This window comes from Rhizobium sp. BR 362 (assembly GCF_036528765.1).
In the GTDB taxonomy this organism is placed as follows: Bacteria; Pseudomonadota; Alphaproteobacteria; order Rhizobiales; family Rhizobiaceae; genus Rhizobium.
Genome location: NZ_JARWGH010000002.1, coordinates 12,516 through 33,470, shown reverse-complemented (window position 1 = coordinate 33,470; position 20,955 = coordinate 12,516). Strand labels below are relative to the sequence as shown.

Genomic DNA, 20,955 nt, shown 5'->3' with positions numbered 1-20,955 from the left:
TAAGACAGGCGAATTATTCGTGCCCTACTCGAAAAAAAATCTTGTTGCAAAAATGACGCAATCCGCCGGATGGCCGCCCCGAAAGCCTTAGCTGGCACTCATAAATTGTTACGGTTTGGCGGCGCTTGCGGGCCTCCATCGGTTAGAAACCAAGTTATTTGATCATCAGCCGCGATAGGTCTTGCGCTCCAATAAGATTCGTTCTAAACGCCCGCCATCACTCGCCTTTACAAATCGGATGGCCTCGTGGCGGAGTGGTTACGCAGAGGACTGCAAATCCTTGAATCCCGGTTCGATTCCGGGCGAGGCCTCCATCCTTCTCTTTGCATCGCTAAGTGCCTGAAGTTGAATCGCTTTTTCGAAGGCGTGGCGGTTTGTTCCCGCTTTACTCTTCTTTTGGCCTCTGGCTGAGTAGCACTTGGTTGACTGGCGCCGAGAAGGCGGTTGACCGACGCCCTAAGGAAACGGCTGTGGTCCGCCGCGACGCATTATCATGAATCTCTACGGCCGTTGCTGCGATGCCTTGAAAGCGCAGCCGCACGCGATTAAGACACGCTGAGCATAGCAGCAACCCCGGCTTTGCCTTTGGGCGCGAGAGGATATGATGGATTTCGAAGCAGCACGCGTGAAAATGGTCGAGAACCAGATCCGCACGACGGATGTCACCTCCCATTCCGTGTTGAATGCGTTTCTGACGGTGGCGCGCGAGAATTTCGTACCGGAGAGGTCGAAGCTCCTGGCCTATATCGATAATGACATTGAGCTCAGCCCGATGGCTGCGGGCAAGCCGGCGCGCTTCCTGATGGAAGCCTCGCCGCTGGCAAAGCTCCTGCAACTCGGTGAGATCACCAAGGAAGACAAGGTTCTCGACGTCGGCTGTGGCACCGGTTACGTCTCGGCACTGCTTTCGATCCTCGCCGGCACGATCATCGCGCTCGAATCCGACGAGGCGCTGGCCGCTGAGGCCAAGACCAATCTCGCCGCGCTCGGCCAGACAAACGTGACCGTCGTCACCGGCGAGCTGGAAAAGGGTTACGCCGCCAATGGCCCATATGACGTGATTTTCGTCAATGGTTCGGTGCAAGAGGTGCCGCAGGTGCTTCTTGATCAACTCGGCGAAGGTGGTCGGCTGATCGTGGTCCTCGGCTATGGCCATGCTGCGCGCGCCACCGTCTTTAGACGCGAGCGCGGCGCTCTTTCCGAAAACGTCTTCTTCAACGCTTCGGTCAAGCCGCTGCCGGGCTTTGCAAAAGCCAAGGAATTCGTGTTCTGACCGGTTAAGCGGCGGAACCATCCTTTGAAACGGGCGCTTCGGGCGCCCGTTTTTCGTTGGGCATTTGAGCGGAGAAGTCCACAATATCAGGTGATTCGCAGCCACCGTAACAAAACTGTGCATCAGGTGGCTTAGTGCTATCGCGGTGATTTTTTTCCCAAGGGTAGTATTCTACGCTGGCGCTGATTCGGGCGCTGCTTTGGCGGGATTCCGGTCGTTGTTTGGGAAAACGGGGATGAATATGGCTCAGCCAAGTGTAGTGCGTGAACCGTCCATGGAAGAGATTCTGGCGTCGATCCGCCGAATCATCGAAAGCAACGAGCCTGGCGCCGGCAAGTCTATTTCGCCGTCTCTGCCTGCCGTCTATACCGTTGCCGACGACGAGCAGGATGATGATATCCACCTGACTGTCGATGACCAATTTGCGGCTGCCGATCTGGATGACGTACCGCGGGCTGTAGCCGCTGCGCCCGAGCCGCGTTTCGTCGCCGCCAATTCACAGGTTCCCGCGCGAGAGCCGGAATCGCCCGCCCGCACCATGTCGCTGGCCGATGTTGCCGCTCGCGTTCGCGCCGCCTCCGAGCGCAATGCCGCACAACTGAATTCGGCACGCGAAGCCCAGCAACCGCGCGAATTGCCGCCGGCTATGGTCGCACGCCTTGCCGAGGCACGTGTCGAACCGGTCGCCGAGGTACCTTTGCGCAGCGCGATCGCCGAAGCGCCCGCGCCGGTGGTTACCTCGCCGGTCGTCACCCCGCCCGCAGCCGCCCTTCTCGCCGAGGCCGCGGTATTCCCAGTGAAGGTTGAACCGCAGCCTGAACCGGTGGAAGAGCACAAGGCTGCCGTTGCCCCTGCCTCGGCTGCGCCGGTCGAGATGCCGGTTTTCAATCAGCCTCCACAGCCGCCGTCTGCGCCAACGGCTGACCGGTACCTGCCGCAAGTGCAGGCTGAGCTGACATCCTCGCTGATGTCGGAAGCGGCCGGCGCGCAGGTGGCGCGCTCCTTCGACGAGCTTGCTGCGGCCATCGACGGCGGCGAGCGCCGTTCGCTTGACGAGATCGCCCAGGAAATGCTGCGGCCGATGCTGCAGGAATGGCTGGACGACAACCTGCCGACTCTCGTCGAGCGTCTCGTGCGTGAAGAAATCGAACGAGTGGCCCGCGGCCCGCGCCGCTGACCGCCTGAGCTCCGGGTAGAGGTCCGCCGCTCCGGCTTTCGGGGCGGCTTTTTTATTGACTTGCCCGCGGCCATCCTATTTACAACCCGCATCCACCGAACCCTCCAGATCCGGTCCCCAAATGCTCGACAAAACTTATGATTCCGCCGCCGTCGAACCGAAGATCGCCCAGAAATGGGATGAGGCCGACGCCTTTCGCGCCGGTGCGAACGCCAAGCCTGGCGCGGAAACCTTTGCAATTGTCATCCCGCCGCCGAACGTCACCGGCTCGCTGCATATGGGCCATGCGCTGAACAACACGCTGCAGGACATCATGGTGCGGTTCGAGCGCATGCGCGGCAAGGATGTGCTCTGGCAGCCGGGCATGGACCATGCCGGCATCGCAACGCAGATGGTGGTCGAGCGGCAGTTGATGGAGAGGCAGCAGCCTGGCCGCCGCGACATGGGCCGTGAAGCCTTCATCGAAAAGGTCTGGGACTGGAAGGCGGAATCTGGCGGCTTGATCTTCAACCAGTTGAAGCGCCTCGGGGCCTCCTGCGATTGGTCGCGCGAACGCTTCACCATGGACGAGGGCCTGTCAAAGGCAGTTCTTGAAGTCTTTGTCACGCTTTACAAGGAAGGCCTGATCTATCGCGACAAGCGCCTCGTCAACTGGGATCCGAAAATGCTGACGGCGATTTCGGATATCGAAGTCGAGCAGCATGAGGTCAGCGGCCATCTCTGGCATCTGCGCTATCCGCTCGAGGAAGGCGTCACCTATCAGCATCCGATCGCTTTCAACGAAGAAGGCAAGCCGACGGAATGGGAAACCCGCGATTATCTCGTGGTCGCCACCACCCGTCCGGAGACCATGCTTGGCGATACCGGCGTCGCCGTTCATCCGAGTGACGAGCGCTACAAGGCAATTGTCGGCAAGCATGTTATCCTGCCGATCGTCGGCCGGCGCATCCCGATCGTTGCCGATGAATATCCGGACCCGGCTGCGGGCACCGGCGCCGTGAAGATGACGCCGGCGCATGATTTCAACGACTTCGATGTCGGCCGGCGTCGCGGATTGCGCGTCGTCAATATTATGACGCCCGATGCCCGGATCACCATCAAGGATAACGAGGATTTCCTCGAAGGTCTCGACAATCCGGCGGCGCTGCACGGCGCTTGGGATGAGCTTGAGGGCAAGGATCGCTTCGAAGCCCGCAAGATCATCGTCCGCATTCTCGAAGAGGCCGGTCTGCTCGATAAGATCGAGCCGCACAAGCATACCATCCCGCATGGCGACCGTGGCGGCGTTCCGATCGAACCGCGTTTGACCGAACAATGGTATGTCGACGCCAAGACGCTCGCCGAACCGGCGATCGCCTCCGTTCGCGAGGGCCGCACCAAGCTCGTTCCGAAGAGCTGGGACAAGACCTATTACGATTGGATGGAAAACATCCAGCCCTGGTGCATTTCCCGCCAGCTCTGGTGGGGCCATCAAATTCCGGCCTGGTATGGCCCGGATGGTCAGGTCTTCGTCGAAAAGACGGAAGAAGAGGCGCTGCAGGCCGCTATCCAGCACTATCTGTCGCATGAAGGGCCGATGAAGGCCTATGTCGAGGACTTGCTGGAAAACTTCAGGCCCGGCGAAATCCTGACGCGTGACGAAGACGTGCTCGACACCTGGTTCTCCTCGGCGCTCTGGCCGTTCTCCACGCTCGGCTGGCCGGATCAGACGCCGGAACTGGCGCGTTACTATCCGACCAACGTGCTCGTCACCGGCTTCGACATCATCTTTTTCTGGGTTGCCCGTATGATGATGATGAGCCTGCATTTCATGGAAGACGAAAACGGCGAACCCGTCGAGCCCTTCCACACGGTCTATGTTCACGCCCTGGTGCGGGACAAGAACGGGCAGAAGATGTCGAAGTCCAAGGGCAACGTCATCGATCCGCTCGAACTGATCGACCAGTATGGCGCCGATTCGCTGCGCTTTACCCTGGCGATCATGGCGGCGCAGGGCCGCGACGTGAAGCTCGATCCCGCCCGCATCGCCGGATACCGCAACTTCGGCACCAAGCTGTGGAACGCCACGCGCTTCGCTGAGATGAACGGCGCCAAGAGCGATCCGCATTTCGTGCCCGAGGCTGCCGAGCTGACCATCAATCGCTGGATCCTGACCGAGCTTGCCCGGACAGAGCGGGACGTTACCGAAGCGTTGGAAGGCTATCGCTTCAACGACGCCGCCGGTTCGCTCTACCGTTTCATCTGGAACCAGTTCTGTGACTGGTATCTGGAACTGCTAAAGCCCGTCTTCAATGGCGAAGATGACAACGCCAAGGCGGAGGCGCAATCCTGCGCCGCCTATGTTCTCGAGGAAACCTATAAGCTGCTGCATCCCTTCATGCCCTTCATGACCGAGGAACTGTGGGCGCATACGGCAGGCGAGGGCAGGGAACGCGACGGTCTGATCTGCCATGCTGATTGGCCGGCACCTTCCTATGCCGACAATGTCGCGGCCGATGAGATTAACTGGTTGATCGATCTTGTCTCGGGTTTGCGCTCCGTACGTTCGGAAATGAACGTGCCGCCGGCCGCCACGGCACCTCTGGTGCTCGTCGGCGCCAATAGTCTGACGCGCGAGCGGCTGTTCCGTCATGACGCGGCAATCAAGCGGCTGGCGCGTGTCGAGACCATTTCGCTTTCCGATACTGCACCGAAAGGCGCGGCACAGATCATCGTCGGTGAAGCGACCGCCTGCCTGCCGCTCGGTAATCTCATCGACCTCGCTGCCGAAAAGGCCCGTCTCGAAAAGGGGATTGCCAAGAACGAACAGGAGATCGCCCGCATCGTCGGCAAGCTCTCGAATGAGAAATTCGTCGCCAATGCCAATCCGGACGTCGTCGCCGCCGAACGCGAGCGCTTGAGCGAACTCGAAGGCCAACTTTCGAGTCTCAAGGTGGCGCATGAAAGGGTCAGCGAAGCCGGCTGAAGAACCTGTAACAATCTTATCTTAAGGGTACGCAGCGAAAGCCAGCGTGCCCTTTTCTTTTTATTACTGATTCGATGGTAAGCATCAAAAAAATGCGTCGGTTTTTAGCTTGCTCCAGCTTCGCGCAGGCAAAAGAGGCTACCCCTAAATTGGTAGGGTTTCTTGAAAAGCCGGACTGTTGTCAGATGGTAACAGAACTGTTGCTATGAGGAATAAAAATCTACTTAGAGCCCCTGGTAAACATTAGAGAAGCAAAAATGCCTAAACTTGTCTGTGATTGGGCGTGCAGATCACTTTCTTACGTAAGTCAGTCAATACATCGCAACATTGTGGATAGCCGGCGCCGCATTGCCAATTCGGGTGATCGTCGCAACAATCGAATCAATGAATACGCAAGTGGGGGAGACACAATGGCATTTCGTATTGCGCTGAGGGGCGCATTTGCATTCGTTATCGGCTCGTCGTTCGCCAGCGCCGCTTTCGCGGGTGGGCTGGATCGGGCCGGCTACGATATCGATCTACTCTTCGATAAGGGGCGTTACGTTTTCGAGTCCGGCGTGACCTATGTGATGCCTGATCGTAAGCTGAAGAATGCAAGGGATATCAATCCGGCCGATGGCAACCTCAATGGCCGCCCGCATTCGGTCGATGCCACCGAAAATTACGCCGTACCCTATATCGGCTTCAAGATCGGCATCACGGACGACATCGATTGCATGGCGGATTATTCCGAGCCGTTCGGCGGCCACACCAACCCGGGTTTGAACTGGGCTGGCGCCAACAATGAAATCGAAACCAAGGTGCGTACGCACAATTACGCAGCCACCTGCTCCTACAAGTTCGATGCCGGCCCGGGTCAACTGCGCCTGATCGGCGGTGGCTTCTATCAGGAGGTCAGCGGCTACAAGTCCCGCTTGGTTTCCGTTGTTCCGGCTCCGTTTTCCGCCGTTTACGATGGTGTCGGCTCGCTGGATGTCGATGGCCACGGCTGGGGCTGGCGCGCCGGTCTCGCTTATGAGATCCCGGAATACGCCCTCCGTACCAGCCTCGTTTATAACAGCCGGGTCAAATACGATAACCTCAAGGGCACTGTCGATCTGACCGAACTGCCGCCCGTCCGCGCATTTTTCGGCAGCGCCACTTCCGTCTTCGGTTCCGCCGATGCACCGGACTCGCTGGAATGGAAGGTGCAGAGCGGCATCGCGCCGGACTGGCTGGCCTTCGGTTCGGTCAAATGGACCAACTGGAGCGTTCTGCAGAGCATCGCGCTTTGCCCGACCTCGACGCGGGGCATATCCTGCCATACGGGCGGTGCGACCGAGCTTACCTCCCTCGATCTGCTCTATCAGGATGGCTGGACGATTACCGGCGGCGTCGGCCACAAGTTCAATGACCAATGGAGCGGCGCTTTGAGCTTGAGCTGGGATCGCGGCACCAGCCAGGGCTACGGCTTGAGCTCGGATACCTGGACGCTTGGCGCCGGTCTTTCCTACAAGCCGACTGAGCATGTCGAGTTCACCTTCGCCGGCGCGCTGGGCCTGCTGACCAGCGGCAAATCCGGCACCATCACCTCCAATGGTATCACCTACGGCGATGACGCGACCTACAGCTTCGGCAACGATTTGGTCGCCGCGCTGTCGACGTCGATGAAGGTCAGGTTCTGACGTAAACCATTGAGCTGAAGCAAGTTCCGAGGTCTGATCCTTGTTGCTTCAAGCGATTCCACGCCGCGAGCCCTTTCGGTCTCGCGGCGTTTTAATACCCGATCCAGTGCCAAACCATTTCCACATACGACCCGCAAAACCGTCCCGCCTAGCGTTTCGTGGTTAACGAAACCTCAAGATCGGCAAACTCTTTGTGACGATTCAGCAACACTTTATTTCAACAGATTACGGGCGTGTATCCGCCGCCCAATTTGTCCATTTCCCGCCACAAATGGGGAGCAGCGATTATACGGGCGAAGGGGCAAGCCTTGGTGGAAAGTGCGTAAACAGTTGATGGGTCAGTTTACACTTCAAGAAAAAAAGCAATCCGGGATCGGAACGACGACGTTCGCGATGCAGCCGGAAACGCATTATTTCCCGAAGGAATCCGAAACTCATTCAATCGCAAGCCTCTCTCTTTCGACAGCGAAGCGGCGGACTGTTTCAAGAGCGATATGTGATCGTGCCAGCGTGGATGCTCGTTTGGACATAATTTCAGACTACGTTTGGAAATGTGGCGAACGGCGTTGGGCTGGTACCCGGCAGACTTCCTTAAGGGATGTCGCTGGTTCGCGCGCCGGTAGGGAATACATTCGCAGGCCTGACGGTGCATATGGGATCACCGTTGCGGATGCGAATGGAGCGAAAGAAATCGACTGTTATGTTTAAGTCCGAGTTCATATCAGCGAGAATGATGATGCTCAGCCTGTCGCTTGCCACTTCGGTGGCTCTCGCAGGTCAGGCCCTAGCATTCGATATCAATGCGGGTGTCACCAAGGAATCGGGGCCTTTCGATCTCTTCAAATTCGGCTTCCGCGCTTATAAGAACGGCCAGAAGGAAGAGGCGGTCGAAGCCTATCGTTACGCCGCCGAGAAGGGCCACACCGGCTCGCGTTGGGCGCTGGCCAACATGTATGCCGACGGCGATGGCGTGACCCGGGACGATTTCGAGGCTTTCAAGATCTATAGCGAGATCGCCCAGCAGGGTGTGGAGCCCGGCTCGGAGGATACCGGCTTCTTCATCAACGCGCTGCTCGCGCTCGCCAATTATTACAAGACCGGTATTGTAAACAGCCCAGTCAAAATCGATCTCAATCAGGCGCGCCAGCTTTATTTCCAGGTCGCATCGACCTTCGGTGTTCCGGAGGCGCAGTTCCAGCTTGCACAGATGATGCTGGCGGGTGAGGGCGGCGCCGCCAATGTGCAGCAGGCCAAGAAGTGGCTGAACCAGGCCCGCAAGAGCGGCCATCCCGGCGCAATGGCCGTTTTCGGCAATATTCTCTTCCAGGAAGGCCAGTCCGTGCGTGGCCTCGCCTTCATGACGGCGGCGCTCGACAAGTGCAAGCCGAAGGATTGTACATGGATGCAGGACCTGCAGGAGCAGGCCTTCTCGATCGCCAACGAGGACGACCGTCGCGTCGCCGTTTCCATGGCGCATCAACTGGACGTCGCAGGCGCCGAATAGTCGCCGATTTTAGGTCCGGAAATCGAAATGCGCGATGACCGGAACATGGTCCGACGGTTTTTCCCAGGCGCGCACATGCTTTTCGATTGCGGCAGAGGTCAGGCGATCGGCCGCTTCCGGCGATAGCATCAGATGATCGATGCGGATGCCGTTGTTCTTCGGCCAGGCCCCTGCCTGGTAATCCCAAAAGGAATAAAGCTTGATCCCATCGGTGGTGGCGCGCACCGCATCGGTGAAGCCGAGATGCTCGAGCTGTCGGAAAGCCTGGCGGGTTTGCGGCAGGAACAGCGCGTCGTTTTCCCAGACCTTCGGATCGAAACAATCATGCGGCTCCGGTATGACATTATAGTCGCCGGCAAGGATGGTCGGCTCCTCCAGTTCCAGGCGGCTGACGGCGAATTTCCGCAGGCGCTCCATCCAGGCGAGCTTGTAGGGGTATTTTTCCGTATCGATTGGGTTGCCGTTTGGCAGATACAGGCAGCAGACGCGAAGCGCGCCCTGTTCCGGCACGGAAAACACCGCTTCGATGAAGCGGGCCTGTTCATCCGCCTCATCGCCGGGCAAACCACGGGTCACTTCATCAGGCTTGATCTTGGAAAGGATCGCGACGCCATTGAAACCCTTCTGCCCGTGCGTTTCGACATGATAGCCGAGCGCCTCGATCTCAAAGCGCGGAAAGCCTTCGTCGACCGTCTTGATCTCCTGCAGGCAAACGATGTCGGGATCGGAGTCTTTCAGCCACTGGCACAGGTTCTCGATACGCGCCTTGACGCCGTTGATGTTCCAGGTGGCGATCTTCATGAAGGGATGGCTCCTCTGCTTCGGGTTTTCTTTTATCCGCAGCAAACGGCCTTGGCCACCCGTCCAAATGAAAACCGGCCGTAAAGCAACAGCTTCCGGCCGGTTGTCAACCTGTGGAAAATGAAGAGCCTTAGATCGAAAAACTCGTGCCGCAGCCGCAGCTTGCGACCGCATTCGGATTCTTGATCTGAAAGGACTGGCCGAGCAGATTGTCGACGAAATCGATCTCTGAGCCGGCCATATAGACCAGCGACAATTGGTCGATCAGCACCCTGGCGTCGCCCTTTTCGACCACGACATCATCGTCTTGCGGTCCGTCGACAAGATCGAATTTATAGGAAAAGCCGGAACAGCCGCCGCCCTCGACGGCGACGCGAAGCGCCCGCTTGCCGGCCTCGGCGCTGACGATCGCGGCGATTCGCTTTGCCGCTGCGTCCGATAGGGTTACACTTGTCTCAGTCATGCCTTCCTCCTGCCGGGGTCAAGATCCGGAGAGAACCGAATGGGCCGTTCCACTTTCAAACGGCTGATATCCATAGCCTTTATCATGAAAGTACAACGGTTGACAGCTATGGTTATATGGTTGAGCCATGCGCCATTTTGCTGTTTCTCTCCGGTATAGGTATGAAGGCTGTAAAGCGGCGTCAATGGGCCAGGGCATCCCGTATTGGAATGGCATCATTAAAATGCGGAGACGATGCTTTGGAATGGAGCGGCCTTTGAGCATTCAATCGAATGCGGCGCTCTGAAGCCGGAATGGATGGATAATGACGATCGACAGGCATGCATTGGGTTTCGGTTATGGCGAGCGGGCTGCTTATGCGACCGATCCCAGGGAATCCCGCGGACGGCTTTATGAGGAGGGATCGAGCCCGACGCGCTCGGATTTCCAGCGCGACCGCGACCGCATCGTCCATACAACCGCTTTCCGGCGGCTGAAGCACAAGACGCAGGTCTTTATCGCCCAGGATGGCGATCACTACCGTACGCGCCTGACGCATACGATCGAGGTGGCGCAGATTGCCCGCGCCTTGGCGCGTGCGCTGAAGCTCGACGAAGATCTCGCCGAAGGCGTGGCGCTCGTCCATGATTTCGGTCACACCCCCTTTGGCCATACCGGTGAAGACGCGCTCCACGAAATGCTGCTGCCCTATGGCGGCTTCGATCATAATGCGCAATCACTGCGCATCGTGACGAAGCTTGAGCGGCGTTATGCCGAATTCGATGGTTTGAATCTCACCTGGGAAACATTGGAGGGGCTGGTCAAGCACAATGGTCCGCTGCTGACGCCCGATGGCCAGGGCACGCGCGGTCCGGTGCCGCAGCCGATCCTCGACTATTGCGAAATTCACGATCTCGAAATCGCAACCTTTGCCAGCCTGGAGGCGCAGGTCGCGGCGATCGCGGACGATATCGCCTACAATACGCATGACATCGATGACGGCCTGCGCTCCGGCTATTTGAATTTCGACATGCTGGAGGAGATTCCATTTCTTTCGGCGCTGATGGCCGAGGTGAGGGCGCTCTATCCGCATCTGGAGCCGAGTCGCTTCACGCATGAGATCATGCGCCGGCAAATCACCCGCATGGTGGAAGACGTGATTTCCGTTGCGCAGAAAGCGCTCAGCGAAATCAGGCCGGAGAGCGTTGCCGATATCCGCGCCGCCGGTCGCATCATCGCGACCTTCTCTCCGGACATGGCCGAGACCGACAAACAGATCAAGCAGATGCTCTTCAAGCGCATCTACCGCCATCCGGATATCATGCGCATCCGCGCCGGCGCCGCGCAGATCGTCACGGATCTGTTCCATGCCTATATGGACAATCCCAAGGAGATGCAGAGCCATTATTGGGTAGATCATATTGCCGGCCTCGCCGTTGCCGCCAAGGCTCGCCATGTCGGGGACTATCTGGCCGGGATGACCGATACCTATGCCATCAGCGCCCACAGGCGTTTGTTTGACCAGACTCCCGATTTGCGGTAGGCAGCGGCGGCGTCGGGCCGACAGGGCCTGCCCAAGCTATGCGTGGACACTATGATGAACCTTTTCACCGATTTCGAAGTCAGAATTAAGAACGCTCTTGAACAAATTGATATTGTGAAGGAAAAGCGATCCGAACTTGACTTCGGACGTGTCGGCGTGGAGCCGCCGCGAGACCCTAGCCACGGCGATGTCACCACCAACGCTGCCATGGTGCTGTCGAAGCCGCTCGGCACCAATCCGCGCGCGCTCGCTGAGATCATCATTGCCAAGTTGAAGGAAGATGCCGATGTTGCCGAGGTTTCGGTAGCCGGCCCCGGCTTCATCAATATTCGCCTTTCGGTCGGTTATTGGCAGCGCCTGCTGGCGACGATGATCTCCGAAGGCCAGAATTTCGGACGCTCGACCCTGGGTGCCGGCCAGAAGGTCAATGTCGAATATGTTTCCGCCAATCCGACGGGGCCGATGCATGTCGGCCATTGCCGCGGCGCCGTTGTCGGCGATGCGTTGGCCAATCTGCTCGGTTTTGCCGGCTATGACGTCACCAAGGAATATTACATCAACGACGCCGGCTCGCAGATCGACGTGCTGGCGCGGTCGGTCTTCCTGCGTTATCGCGAGGCGCTTGGCGAGCAGGTCGGAGACATTCCGGCGGGTCTTTATCCCGGCGATTATCTTGTTCCGGTCGGCGAAGCATTGGCAAAGGAGTTCGGCACCAAGCTTCGGGGCATGCCGGAAGACCAGTGGCTGCCGATCATCAAGGATCGCGCCATCGATGCGATGATGGCGATGATCCGTGCGGACCTGGAGGCACTGAACGTCCATCATGACGTCTTTTTCTCGGAGCGGACGCTGCACGCCAATGGCGCGGCCCTGATCCGCACTGCGATCAACGATCTGACCTTCAAGGGGTATGTCTACAAAGGCGCATTGCCGCCGCCGAAGGGACAATTGCCGGAAGATTGGGAAGATCGCGAGCAGACCTTGTTCCGTTCGACGGAAGTGGGCGACGATATCGACCGGCCGCTAATCAAGTCTGACGGTTCCTATACTTATTTCGCCGCCGACGTTGCTTATTTCAAGAACAAGTTCGACCGCGGCTTCAACGAGATGATCTATATTCTCGGGGCTGACCATGGAGGCTACGTCAAGCGGCTGGAAGCCGTGGCGCGCGGCGTCTCGGATGGTAAGGCGAAGCTGACGGTGCTGCTATGCCAGCTCGTCAAGCTGTTCCGGAATGGTGAGCCGGTTAAGATGTCGAAGCGCTCAGGCGATTTCGTCACGCTGCGCGATGTGGTCGACGAGGTCGGCCGCGATTCCGTCCGGTTCATGATGCTTTACCGGAAAAATTCCGAGCCTCTGGATTTCGACTTCGCCAAGGTGACCGAACAGTCCAAGGACAATCCGGTTTTCTACGTGCAATATGCACATGCACGCTGCATGTCGGTCTTCCGGCAGGCCAAGGAAGCCTTCCCCGATCTCGATATCGCTTCGCTGGATCTGGCGAAAGCGGTCAGCGGTGTGATCTCCGATCCGGCGGAATTGCAATTGATAGCCAAGATTGCGGAATTCCCGCGAATCGTCGAGGCTGCAGCACTGTCGCAGGAGCCCCACCGCATCGCTTTTTATCTTTACGATCTGGCAAGTTCCTTCCACGGACATTGGAATAAAGGTAAAGATTTACCTGAATTACGATTTGTTAACGATAAGAACCGAGAATTAAGCATTGCCAGACTTGGGCTGGTGTACGCTGTCGCGTCGGTTTTGAAGTCAGGTCTTGGTATAACCGGGACCGCAGCACCGGATGAAATGCGATAAACGTCACCATTTGCCCACATTGCGCTGGCATATCTGTAGTGTTTGCGAGTGGATTGGGTGATGGCAGAAAAACAGTTGGCGTATCGCGCAAGCGGAAACGACGAGTTCTTTGCGGATGATGATCCGCTTGCCGAACTCGCCCGCATCGTCGGTTTCGAGCCGCGGCCTGCCGCCCAGGCGGCGCCAGCAGCTCAGCGGCAAGAGCCGGCCTTCGATCTCGAAGACGAACTCTTGCGGGAATTCGAGCGTTATGATGCGCCACGTTTGAGTCCTGCTGATGACATTCCGGTCTCGCCGGAAGATCAGCCTTTTGCCGGCGAAGCTCAGCTCTCGCATACGGTCGAGCCGGTGCGCACTGAACCCCAGTTCGTCGAGTTGCCGCAGCCGGTGGCGCCAGCCAAGCCGGTGGTCGGTGCACGCGATCTGATCGACGAACTCGAAATGTCGATCGCGCCGGCCTTGCAGCCCACACCAGCGCCGCAGCCCACACCGGCTCCGCAGCCTGTTCCTACCCAGCAGGCCGCAACTCCGGCTCCGAAGCCGGCGGCAGCACCGATACCGCAGTCCGCGGCCGCCACCGTGCGCTTGCCGCTGGCCAATTTCACTGTCGCGGCTCCGTCGCAAGCAAAGCCTGTGGCCCAAGCTCCGGTCGCTCCGCCCGTTGTTCAGGCGCAGCCCCCTGTCGAAACGGCGCTCGATTTCGATCTGCCGGTGATGCAGGACGCGCCTCAGTCCCGCCACGTCGTTGCTCAGCCGGAAGTGCCGGTCGCCAAGGCGCCCGAGCCGGTCATGCCGGGCCGGATGGACGCAGCGGCTCTTTCCGCCGAAATCGACGATCTGCTGGCCGATGTCGACCGTTATCCGGTTCCGGCGAGAGGCGCCGCGCCGGCAGCCAAGGTCGAGCCCGGCTTCGATATTTTCGACGCGCAGCCCAAGGCGCCGTCCGTGTCCGTTGAAGCCCCCGCTGCTGTTGCGGCTGCGCCGGTTGCTCCAGTTCAGCGGCGCGAGGAGCCAAAGCCGATAGTTCTGGAAGCCGATGATCCCTTCGCCGGCCAGGATTTCGAGTTCGATCTCGCGGATATCGAGATGGAACTTGCGGAGCTCGATTTTGCCGAAACGAGCAAGTCCGCTCCGGTCTCCCAGCCTGCGCCCGCTCCGATCGCTGCGCCGCAGCCTGCTCCGGTTGTCAGTCGGGCGACGCCGGTGGCGCCACCGCCGGCTGCGCCTGTCGCCACACCGGCCGCCGTGATCGCCGCAGCCGCGCCTCGCGCCGTGCAGCCCCCGCGTCCGGAGCCCGTTCCGGAGCGTCCGGCTCAGCCGGTTGCCGCCGCAGCGCCGGTCGCACGCAAAGCTGCGCCTGTTCTCGATGCCGATCAGGCTCTGCCATTCGATCCGTCCGAAATCTCCGATACCGAAGATCGCGTCGAGAATTTCGAAGGCTCTCATGTTCCGAACCTGCCGCCGGTCGAGCCGGAAGAGCCGATTGTCGTGCCGCCGGAATATGATTTCGACATTGACTCGGAGATGGCAAGCCTGTTCGGCACGCCAGCTAAGGAAGCGGCCCCCGAGCCGATCAAGCCGACTGCTGCTGCCGCTCTCGGCAGCGCGATGGCTCCGTCCTGGTCCAAGAATGCGGTGGCAAAACCCGCTCCGACGGTCAAACAGCCTGCCGAAGAGTTCGACGAGTTCGAACGGGCGTTGGAAGAGGACTTCCGCCGCAGCTACCGTGAAGCGTCCAATCCGGTCGAGAACGTCGCTCGCATGACGCTGAACCCGGCGGCTGTAGCCGGCCGTCGTCAGGCGCGCTCGTTCCGTGGCATGGCGACGGCCGCTGCCGTCATCGCGGTTCTGGGTCTTGGCGCCTATGGCATCTACGGCTGGGTTCGCCACGGTTCGCCGATTTCGAGCTTCTCCGGCGAGCCGCGCGTCATCACGGCCGATGCCGATCCGGTGAAAGTCGCTCCGGAAAATCCGGGCGGCACGGTAGTTCCCAATCAGGACAAGGCTGTCTACGACCGCGTCGCTGGCGACAGCACCGCCGCGCCGAAGCAGAAGGAATTGGTTTCCTCCAACGAACAGCCCGTGGATGTCGTCCAGAAGACCTTGATCCCCGAATCCGTGTCACCTGACGACGGCAGCGACGATCAGGTCACGCCGACGCCGGTCGGCGAAACCGAGGATCCCCGGCTGCTGCCGAACCAGAACGGCAGTAACGCCAATACGGCTGCGAACGACGATGCCCAGGTTCCGTCGGTGTCGCCGCGCAAGGTGCGCACGATGATCGTCAAGCCGGATGGCTCGCTCGTTGCTCGTGAGGAGCCGGCTGTCGACAATACGACGACGGCAGCATCTCCGGCATCGACGCCGAAGACCCCTCCAGCAAGGCCGGCGACCGGCAGCCAAGTTGCCTCCGCCGATCTTCGCCCCTCGACGGCAGACGCGCAGGCCTCGCAACCGGCCACCGCGCAGCCCGACGCTGGCGACGCAGCCAGTGCTGAAAGCACGCCGATCCGTGTCGTGAAGACGACCCCTGTTCCGACATCGCGTCCGGCGCAGCAGCCGGCAAGGCCCGCTGTTGTCGCCCCTGCCGCGAACAATGGTGCTGCCGCTCATCCGGCTCCGGCCCAGCCGAAGCCTCAGCAGGTTGCGTCGGCAAGCCCGGCGGCGACCCAGCCGGCTCCCGCGGCACCGGCAAGTGCTGGCGGTGCTTACGGCGTGCAGATCGCTTCGCTGCCGTCCGAAGCCGAGGCGCAGAAGTCTCAGGCCAATCTGAAGGCCAAATTCGCCAGCGTCATTGGTGGTCACCCGCTCGAAATTCGTAAGGCCGACATCGCCGGCAAGGGCACCTATTACCGCGTCCGCGTCGTCGCCGGCTCCAAGGATGAAGCCGCCGACCTCTGCCAGCGTTACCGCGCCGCAGGCGGCACTTGCCTGATCTCGAAGTAAGAGATTGAGGCTGAACGATTGTGGAAAACGGCGGGCAGAGGCTCGCCGTTTTCTTTTGTGTATCTCGGTTCGAGGTTATTCGCATTTCGCGAGGCGGCCTTTATGATTCGAACATGACCGAATCAAAATCCATGATCCTCGGCTGTAGCGGCCATTCCATCACGCCCGAAGAGCGTTCCTTCTATCAGTCGGAACAGCCATGGGGCTTCATTCTCTTTGGACGCAACATTTCCGAGCCCGCGCAGATCGCCGATCTTGTTGCTTCGTTGCGCGACAGCGTCGGCCGCGATGCGCCGGTATTGATCGACCAGGAAGGGGGCAGGGTGCAGCGCATCCGTCCGCCGCTTCTGCCGCATTATCCGTCCGGTCAGGCGCTAGGCGACATCTATCGTCACGACCGCGAGCGCGGCCTGCGCGCCGCATGGCTGATGTCCCGGCTGCATGCCTTCGATCTGCTGAAGTTCGGCATCAACGTCGATTGCCTGCCGGTGCTCGATGTGCCGGTCGAAGGCTCGAGCAATGTCATCGGCAATCGCGCCTATGGCGGCGATCCCGTAACGGTAACGGAGATGGGACGTGCAGCCGCCGAAGGTCTCAAGGCCGGCGGCGTGTTGCCAGTGATGAAGCACATGCCGGGCCATGGCCGCGGCTTTGCCGATTCGCATCACGAATTGCCGGTTGTCACGGTTCCGCGCGCAGAGCTGGAAGCGCACGATTTTCCGCCCTTTGTCGCGCTCAAGGACGAGCTGATGGCAATGACCTGCCATGTTGTCTTTACCGACATTGACCCCACCAATCCGGCAACGACGTCACGCAAGGTCATTGACGAGATCATCCGTGGCCATATCGGCTTCCAGGGCTTGCTGCTGTCGGACGACACCTCCATGAACGCGCTTGCCGGCACGATCGGCGAGCGCGCGGCTAATATTGTTGCGGGCGGATGCGATATCGTGCTGCACTGCAACGGCGTCATGGACGAAATGCGGCAGGTGGTGCGCAATGTTCCGGCGTTGACCGGGAGATCGCTGACGCGTGCAAAAGTGGTCGAAGCGGCTTTCGGCCGCAATGACGGTGCTGACGAGGCTTCGATCCGCGCCGAATTCGACGCGATGTTTGCAGTGGCATAGGACCGAGCTCCAGGGATCTGACGGGTGAACAAGGTGGACGGCACGGAAAAGAGCCTGCAGGCGGAAGCGCCGATGGACAAGCTATGGCAGGACAATGGAGCCGAGCGGGGCATGCATGAGCCGGCATTGGTCGTCGACATCGCCGGCTTCGAAGGCCCGCTCGACCTGCTGCTGCACCTTGCCCGCAATCAGAAGGTCGATCTGTCGCGCATCTCCGTGCTGGCGCTTGCCGAACAATATCTGTTGTTCATCGAGCGCGCCCGTCGCATCCGCATCGAGCTCGCCGCCGATTATCTCGTGATGGCCGCATGGCTCGCCTATCTCAAGTCGAAGCTGCTCATTCCGCAGCAGAGCAAGGAAGACGGTCCGACCGGCGAAGAAATGGCCGCGACGCTCGCTTTCCGGCTGAAGCGGCTGGAAGCCATGCGGGACGCGGCGACCGGCCTCGTCAACCGCAATCGTCTCGGCCGTGATGTTTTTGCGCGCGGCGCGCCCGAACATATTCCCGACCGCCGCCAATCGGCCTATGACGCCAGCCTTTACGATCTTCTGACCGCCTATGCCGGCCTGCGCCAGCGCCAGGCGATCACCCAGGTGACGATCGAGCGCCGTCGGGTCTGGTCGCTGGTCGACGCCCGCACGATCCTCAGCCGTATGATTGGCGAGATCACCGACTGGACTGTTTTGGAACACTATCTTTTGGACTATATGACCAGTGCGAGCGAGCGGGTCACAGCTATTGCCAGCGCCTTCGCCGCCTCGCTGGAACTCGTCCGCGAGGGCAAGCTGGAAATTCGCCAGGAGGGCGCCTTCCAGCCGCTTTATATGCGCCGCGGGCCGAACCATATGGAACTCGAGGCGGCGGAATAACAGGAGCGAATGTGAACGGCCCGGACGACGATCACCGCATGGACGATGAAGCGGCTGCGGCAGCAGCGCCAGTCGACACTCACCTCAGCCGTGAGGCCGAACGCATCGCCGAGGCCCTGGTCTTCGCTTCCGCCCAGCCGGTATCCGAAGGCTTCATCGCCGATCGCATTCCCCGCGGCGTCGATGTCCGACCCGTCATGCAGCGCTTGAAGGCCGATTATGCGACGCGCGGCGTCAATTTGATCCAGGTCGACGGCGCCTGGGCGTTTCGCACGGCCGCCGATCTTTCCTTCGTCATTCGCCGCGATGACAACGAGGTGCGCAAACTCTCTCGCGCCGCGCTTGAAGTCCTGGCCATTATTGCCTATCACCAGCCGGTGACGCGCGCGGAAATCGAGGATATCAGAGGCGTGCAGACATCCAAGGGCACGCTGGACGTGCTGATGGAATCCGGCTGGGTTCGCTTTCGCGGTCGGCGGCGCACCCCAGGCCGGCCGGTGACGCTGGGCACGACGCGGGATTTTCTCGACCATTTCGGGCTGGAAGAGCTGCGCGATTTGCCCGGTCTCGAAGAATTGAAGGGGGCAGGGCTGCTCTCGGGCCGTATTCCCGCCAATTTCAATATTCCGTCGCCATTGATGAGCGACGAATTGACCGAGGACGAAGATCCGATCACGCAACTGGATCTGGAGGAACTCGGTCTTTTGGCGCCAGGTGGCGCTTCGGACGATTAAGCCGAAATTTGCGCTCTCCCGGCGCATCTGCGGGCCGCTTGGCTGCGGTAAAGCTTTTTTCCAGGCAGTGACGTCAAGTCTCGCTTTCGCCATTAGCGGATGCGAATATAGAAGTCGTTCTCCTTAGTTGGAGATGCTCGGCCGTGGCTTTGGCGCTCGCTATCCCCATGTGCGCCGATGCAGTACATTTTGGTGTTTGAAAAACATCTGTAAACGTCTTACATCGGGAAGACGTTGAAATTGGGAGTTATCGCAATGGGTTCTCTAAGCATATGGCACTGGCTGATTGTCCTGGCCATCGCGCTGTTGTTGTTCGGCCGTGGAAAGATCCCGGAGCTGATGGGTGACGTAGCCAAGGGCATCAAGAGCTTCAAAAAAGGCATGAGCGACGAGGAAGAGACGCCGTCTCAGACGACAGCGTCCCGCACGGTTGAACACAAGGCCGACGAATCGAAATAATCATGTCGGGTGCGCAGGGAGCTGAGACGCTCGCTGTCGGCCCAGGAGCCTTTTCATGTTCGACGTAGGCTGGTCTGAGCTGCTGGTTATCGCCGTTGTGGCGCTTGTGGTCATTGGCCCTAAGGAACTGCCGGCAACGTTGCGGACAATCGGTAAAATGACCGCGCGGGCGCGAAAAGTGGCGGGTGAATTCCGTTCACAATTCGATGAGGCCATGCGCGAGGCGGAGCTGGACGATGTGCGCCAGACGATCTCCGATGCGCAAAAGCTCAATCCCGTCAATTCATTGCGGGAAGCAATGAACCCGCTGCGGCAGATGGGCAACGAGATCAAGGCCGACCTGCAACGTTCGACGGCGACTGACAAGCCTGCTGTGGCGACATCCACGCCGGCGGAACCCGTTTCCGAGCCGTCCATGGGACTGCCGGAAATGCTTCCAATCGCTCCTGCCTCCAGTGAGGCAGCGCCGGTCGTTTCGCCCGCGCCGGTGACGACGCCGCAACCGGCCGTCGCTGCAGAAGTGCCTGCAAAGCCGAAAGCCGTTCGCAAGCCTCGGGCAAAAGCACCAGGCAAAACGGACGAGGTCGCCGCTGCGCTGGTCGACACATCGGTTGTCGCGGAAAAGCCGAAGCGGGCGCCTCGCAAGGTTGCCGCGGCCACTGCCGATGCTCCCGCCGCCGCTGCGGCTCCGAGGAAGCGCCCGACGGCTAGCAAAACAACGCCTAAGAAGAAGGACGAGGCATGACGGGTGATATCGACGATAAGCCGCAGCCGCTTATCGAACACCTCATGGAATTGCGCACGCGGCTGATCTGGTCGCTGGTGGCGTTTTTCATTGCCTTCATCGGCTGTTTCGCCTTTGCCAAGCATCTCTTCAATTATCTGGTCTATCCCTACAAATGGGCTGTCGTCTGGGCTCATCTCGATCTCGCGAAGGCCGAGCTGATCTATACCGCGCCGCAGGAGTTTTTCTTCACGCAGGTGAAGGTCGCCATGTTCGGCGCGTTGGTGATCTCTTTCCCGATCATCGCTGCACAGATCTATAAGTTCGTCGCGCCGGGGCTCTACAAGAACGAGCGTTCTGCCTTCCTGCCGTTCCTGATCGCATCGCCGATTCTGTTTCTGATGGGCGCCGCGCTCGTCTACTTCTTCTTCACCCCTATGGTGATGTGGTTCTTCCTGAAGATGCAGCAGGCGCCGGCCGAAGGTCAGGTAGGCATCGCATTGCTGCCGAAGGTCTCGGAATATCTGAGCCTGATCATGACGCTGGTCTTTTCCTTCGGTCTCGTTTTCCAACTCCCGGTCATCACCACGCTGCTTGCACGCGTCGGCCTGCTGACCTCGCAGTGGCTGGCGCAAAAGCGCAAGTTCGCGATCGTCTTCGCCTTCATCGTCGCCGCCGTGCTGACGCCGCCTGATCCGATGTCCCAGATCGGCCTTGCGCTGCCGACGATCCTTCTCTACGAGATTTCCATCTACGCGGCGCGACTCGTGGAACGCCAGCGTGCCCGGCAAGCGCTCGAAGAGAGTGGCGAAGGGTCCGATGTCGCCAAGACGGATAGCGTCTAAGGCGCCGGTCTGCATCGTCTTTTCATAGGGTTTTGCCGGTTCGATCTCCGACCGAAGTCTCGGTCG

General features: G+C 59.8%; 16 protein-coding genes and 1 tRNA gene. 15 read left to right on the top strand and 2 right to left on the bottom strand.

Going from position 1 to position 20,955, the window contains the following annotated elements; translation table 11 throughout:
- Positions 1-240: 240 nt before the first annotated feature.
- The 6 genes from QDY28_RS02280 (at position 241) to exoR (ending at position 8,583) form a co-directional block, all read left to right on the top strand.
- Positions 241-314, top strand: a tRNA-Cys gene (locus QDY28_RS02280).
- Positions 315-601: 287 nt separating this feature from the next.
- Positions 602-1,273: a protein-L-isoaspartate O-methyltransferase family protein gene (locus tag QDY28_RS02275; protein ID WP_331380099.1), complete on the top strand. Its 672-nt coding sequence runs from the start codon at positions 602-604 to the stop codon at positions 1,271-1,273.
- Positions 1,274-1,514: 241 nt separating this feature from the next.
- The gene (locus QDY28_RS02270) at positions 1,515-2,450 is read left to right on the top strand and encodes a DUF2497 domain-containing protein (RefSeq protein ID WP_331380428.1); all 936 of its coding nucleotides are present in this window, start codon (positions 1,515-1,517) and stop codon (positions 2,448-2,450) included.
- 121 nt (positions 2,451-2,571) lie between these two features.
- On the top strand, positions 2,572-5,415 hold the full coding sequence (locus QDY28_RS02265; protein WP_331380098.1) for a valine--tRNA ligase: 2,844 nt from the start codon (positions 2,572-2,574) through the stop codon (positions 5,413-5,415).
- A 410-nt stretch (positions 5,416-5,825) separates the two neighbouring features.
- Positions 5,826-7,079, top strand: coding sequence for an OmpP1/FadL family transporter (locus tag QDY28_RS02260; protein WP_331380097.1), 1,254 nt, complete (start codon positions 5,826-5,828; stop codon positions 7,077-7,079).
- A 700-nt stretch (positions 7,080-7,779) separates the two neighbouring features.
- Positions 7,780-8,583 (top strand): exopolysaccharide production regulator ExoR, encoded by an 804-nt coding sequence (gene exoR, locus QDY28_RS02255; RefSeq protein ID WP_331380096.1) that lies wholly within the window; start codon positions 7,780-7,782, stop codon positions 8,581-8,583.
- A gap of 9 nt (positions 8,584-8,592) precedes the next feature.
- Here the strand turns inward: exoR and xth are convergent, their stop codons facing one another.
- On the bottom strand, positions 8,593-9,384 hold the full coding sequence (gene xth / locus QDY28_RS02250) for an exodeoxyribonuclease III (protein ID WP_331380095.1): 792 nt from the start codon (positions 9,382-9,384) through the stop codon (positions 8,593-8,595).
- A 130-nt stretch (positions 9,385-9,514) separates the two neighbouring features.
- Positions 9,515-9,847, bottom strand: coding sequence for an iron-sulfur cluster insertion protein ErpA (gene erpA / locus QDY28_RS02245; RefSeq protein WP_331380094.1), 333 nt, complete (start codon positions 9,845-9,847; stop codon positions 9,515-9,517).
- Positions 9,848-10,151: 304 nt separating this feature from the next.
- Between erpA and QDY28_RS02240 the strand changes: the two genes are divergently transcribed.
- The 9 genes from QDY28_RS02240 to tatC all read left to right on the top strand — a co-directional run bounded on the left by QDY28_RS02240 (position 10,152) and on the right by tatC (position 20,889).
- Positions 10,152-11,369, top strand: a complete 1,218-nt coding sequence (locus QDY28_RS02240) for a deoxyguanosinetriphosphate triphosphohydrolase (protein ID WP_331380093.1) — start codon at positions 10,152-10,154, stop codon at positions 11,367-11,369.
- A 54-nt stretch (positions 11,370-11,423) separates the two neighbouring features.
- Entirely contained in the window at positions 11,424-13,184 is a 1,761-nt protein-coding gene (argS, locus tag QDY28_RS02235) for an arginine--tRNA ligase (protein WP_331380092.1), read from the top strand.
- 60 nt (positions 13,185-13,244) lie between these two features.
- Positions 13,245-16,130: an SPOR domain-containing protein gene (locus QDY28_RS02230; protein WP_331380091.1), complete on the top strand. Its 2,886-nt coding sequence runs from the start codon at positions 13,245-13,247 to the stop codon at positions 16,128-16,130.
- Between the two features lie 113 nt (positions 16,131-16,243).
- Positions 16,244-17,257, top strand: a complete 1,014-nt coding sequence (gene nagZ / locus QDY28_RS02225; RefSeq protein ID WP_331380090.1) for a beta-N-acetylhexosaminidase — start codon at positions 16,244-16,246, stop codon at positions 17,255-17,257.
- A gap of 24 nt (positions 17,258-17,281) precedes the next feature.
- The gene (locus tag QDY28_RS02220; protein WP_331380088.1) at positions 17,282-18,127 is read left to right on the top strand and encodes a segregation and condensation protein A; all 846 of its coding nucleotides are present in this window, start codon (positions 17,282-17,284) and stop codon (positions 18,125-18,127) included.
- Positions 18,128-18,165: 38 nt separating this feature from the next.
- Positions 18,166-18,861 carry an SMC-Scp complex subunit ScpB gene (gene scpB / locus QDY28_RS02215; RefSeq protein WP_331380427.1) on the top strand — a complete coding sequence of 232 codons (696 nt, stop codon included), beginning with the start codon at positions 18,166-18,168 and terminating at the stop codon, positions 18,859-18,861.
- Between the two features lie 255 nt (positions 18,862-19,116).
- Positions 19,117-19,320 (top strand): twin-arginine translocase TatA/TatE family subunit, encoded by a 204-nt coding sequence (locus QDY28_RS02210; RefSeq protein WP_331380087.1) that lies wholly within the window; start codon positions 19,117-19,119, stop codon positions 19,318-19,320.
- Positions 19,321-19,375: 55 nt separating this feature from the next.
- The gene (gene tatB / locus QDY28_RS02205; RefSeq protein WP_331380086.1) at positions 19,376-20,065 is read left to right on the top strand and encodes a Sec-independent protein translocase protein TatB; all 690 of its coding nucleotides are present in this window, start codon (positions 19,376-19,378) and stop codon (positions 20,063-20,065) included.
- Positions 20,062-20,889: a twin-arginine translocase subunit TatC gene (gene tatC / locus QDY28_RS02200; protein ID WP_331380084.1), complete on the top strand. Its 828-nt coding sequence runs from the start codon at positions 20,062-20,064 to the stop codon at positions 20,887-20,889. The genes tatB and tatC overlap by 4 nt, the downstream gene beginning before the upstream one ends.
- Positions 20,890-20,955 lie beyond the last annotated feature (66 nt).

Bases quoted from the DNA above. Each gene is read 5' to 3' on its own strand.
- tatB (WP_331380086.1), top strand. From the start codon at position 19,376: ATGTTCGACGTAGGCTGGTCTGAGCTGCTGGTTATCGCCGTTGTGGCG.
- QDY28_RS02230 (WP_331380091.1), top strand. From the start codon at position 13,245: ATGGCAGAAAAACAGTTGGCGTATCGCGCAAGCGGAAACGACGAGTTC.
- xth (WP_331380095.1), bottom strand. From the start codon at position 9,384: ATGAAGATCGCCACCTGGAACATCAACGGCGTCAAGGCGCGTATCGAG.
- QDY28_RS02210 (WP_331380087.1), top strand. From the start codon at position 19,117: ATGGGTTCTCTAAGCATATGGCACTGGCTGATTGTCCTGGCCATCGCG.
- nagZ (WP_331380090.1), top strand. From the start codon at position 16,244: ATGACCGAATCAAAATCCATGATCCTCGGCTGTAGCGGCCATTCCATC.
- QDY28_RS02260 (WP_331380097.1), top strand. From the start codon at position 5,826: ATGGCATTTCGTATTGCGCTGAGGGGCGCATTTGCATTCGTTATCGGC.
- tatC (WP_331380084.1), top strand. From the start codon at position 20,062: ATGACGGGTGATATCGACGATAAGCCGCAGCCGCTTATCGAACACCTC.
- QDY28_RS02240 (WP_331380093.1), top strand. From the start codon at position 10,152: ATGACGATCGACAGGCATGCATTGGGTTTCGGTTATGGCGAGCGGGCT.
- exoR (WP_331380096.1), top strand. From the start codon at position 7,780: ATGTTTAAGTCCGAGTTCATATCAGCGAGAATGATGATGCTCAGCCTG.
- erpA (WP_331380094.1), bottom strand. From the start codon at position 9,847: ATGACTGAGACAAGTGTAACCCTATCGGACGCAGCGGCAAAGCGAATC.
- QDY28_RS02270 (WP_331380428.1), top strand. From the start codon at position 1,515: ATGGCTCAGCCAAGTGTAGTGCGTGAACCGTCCATGGAAGAGATTCTG.
- argS (WP_331380092.1), top strand. From the start codon at position 11,424: ATGAACCTTTTCACCGATTTCGAAGTCAGAATTAAGAACGCTCTTGAA.
- QDY28_RS02265 (WP_331380098.1), top strand. From the start codon at position 2,572: ATGCTCGACAAAACTTATGATTCCGCCGCCGTCGAACCGAAGATCGCC.
- scpB (WP_331380427.1), top strand. From the start codon at position 18,166: ATGGACGATGAAGCGGCTGCGGCAGCAGCGCCAGTCGACACTCACCTC.
- QDY28_RS02275 (WP_331380099.1), top strand. From the start codon at position 602: ATGATGGATTTCGAAGCAGCACGCGTGAAAATGGTCGAGAACCAGATC.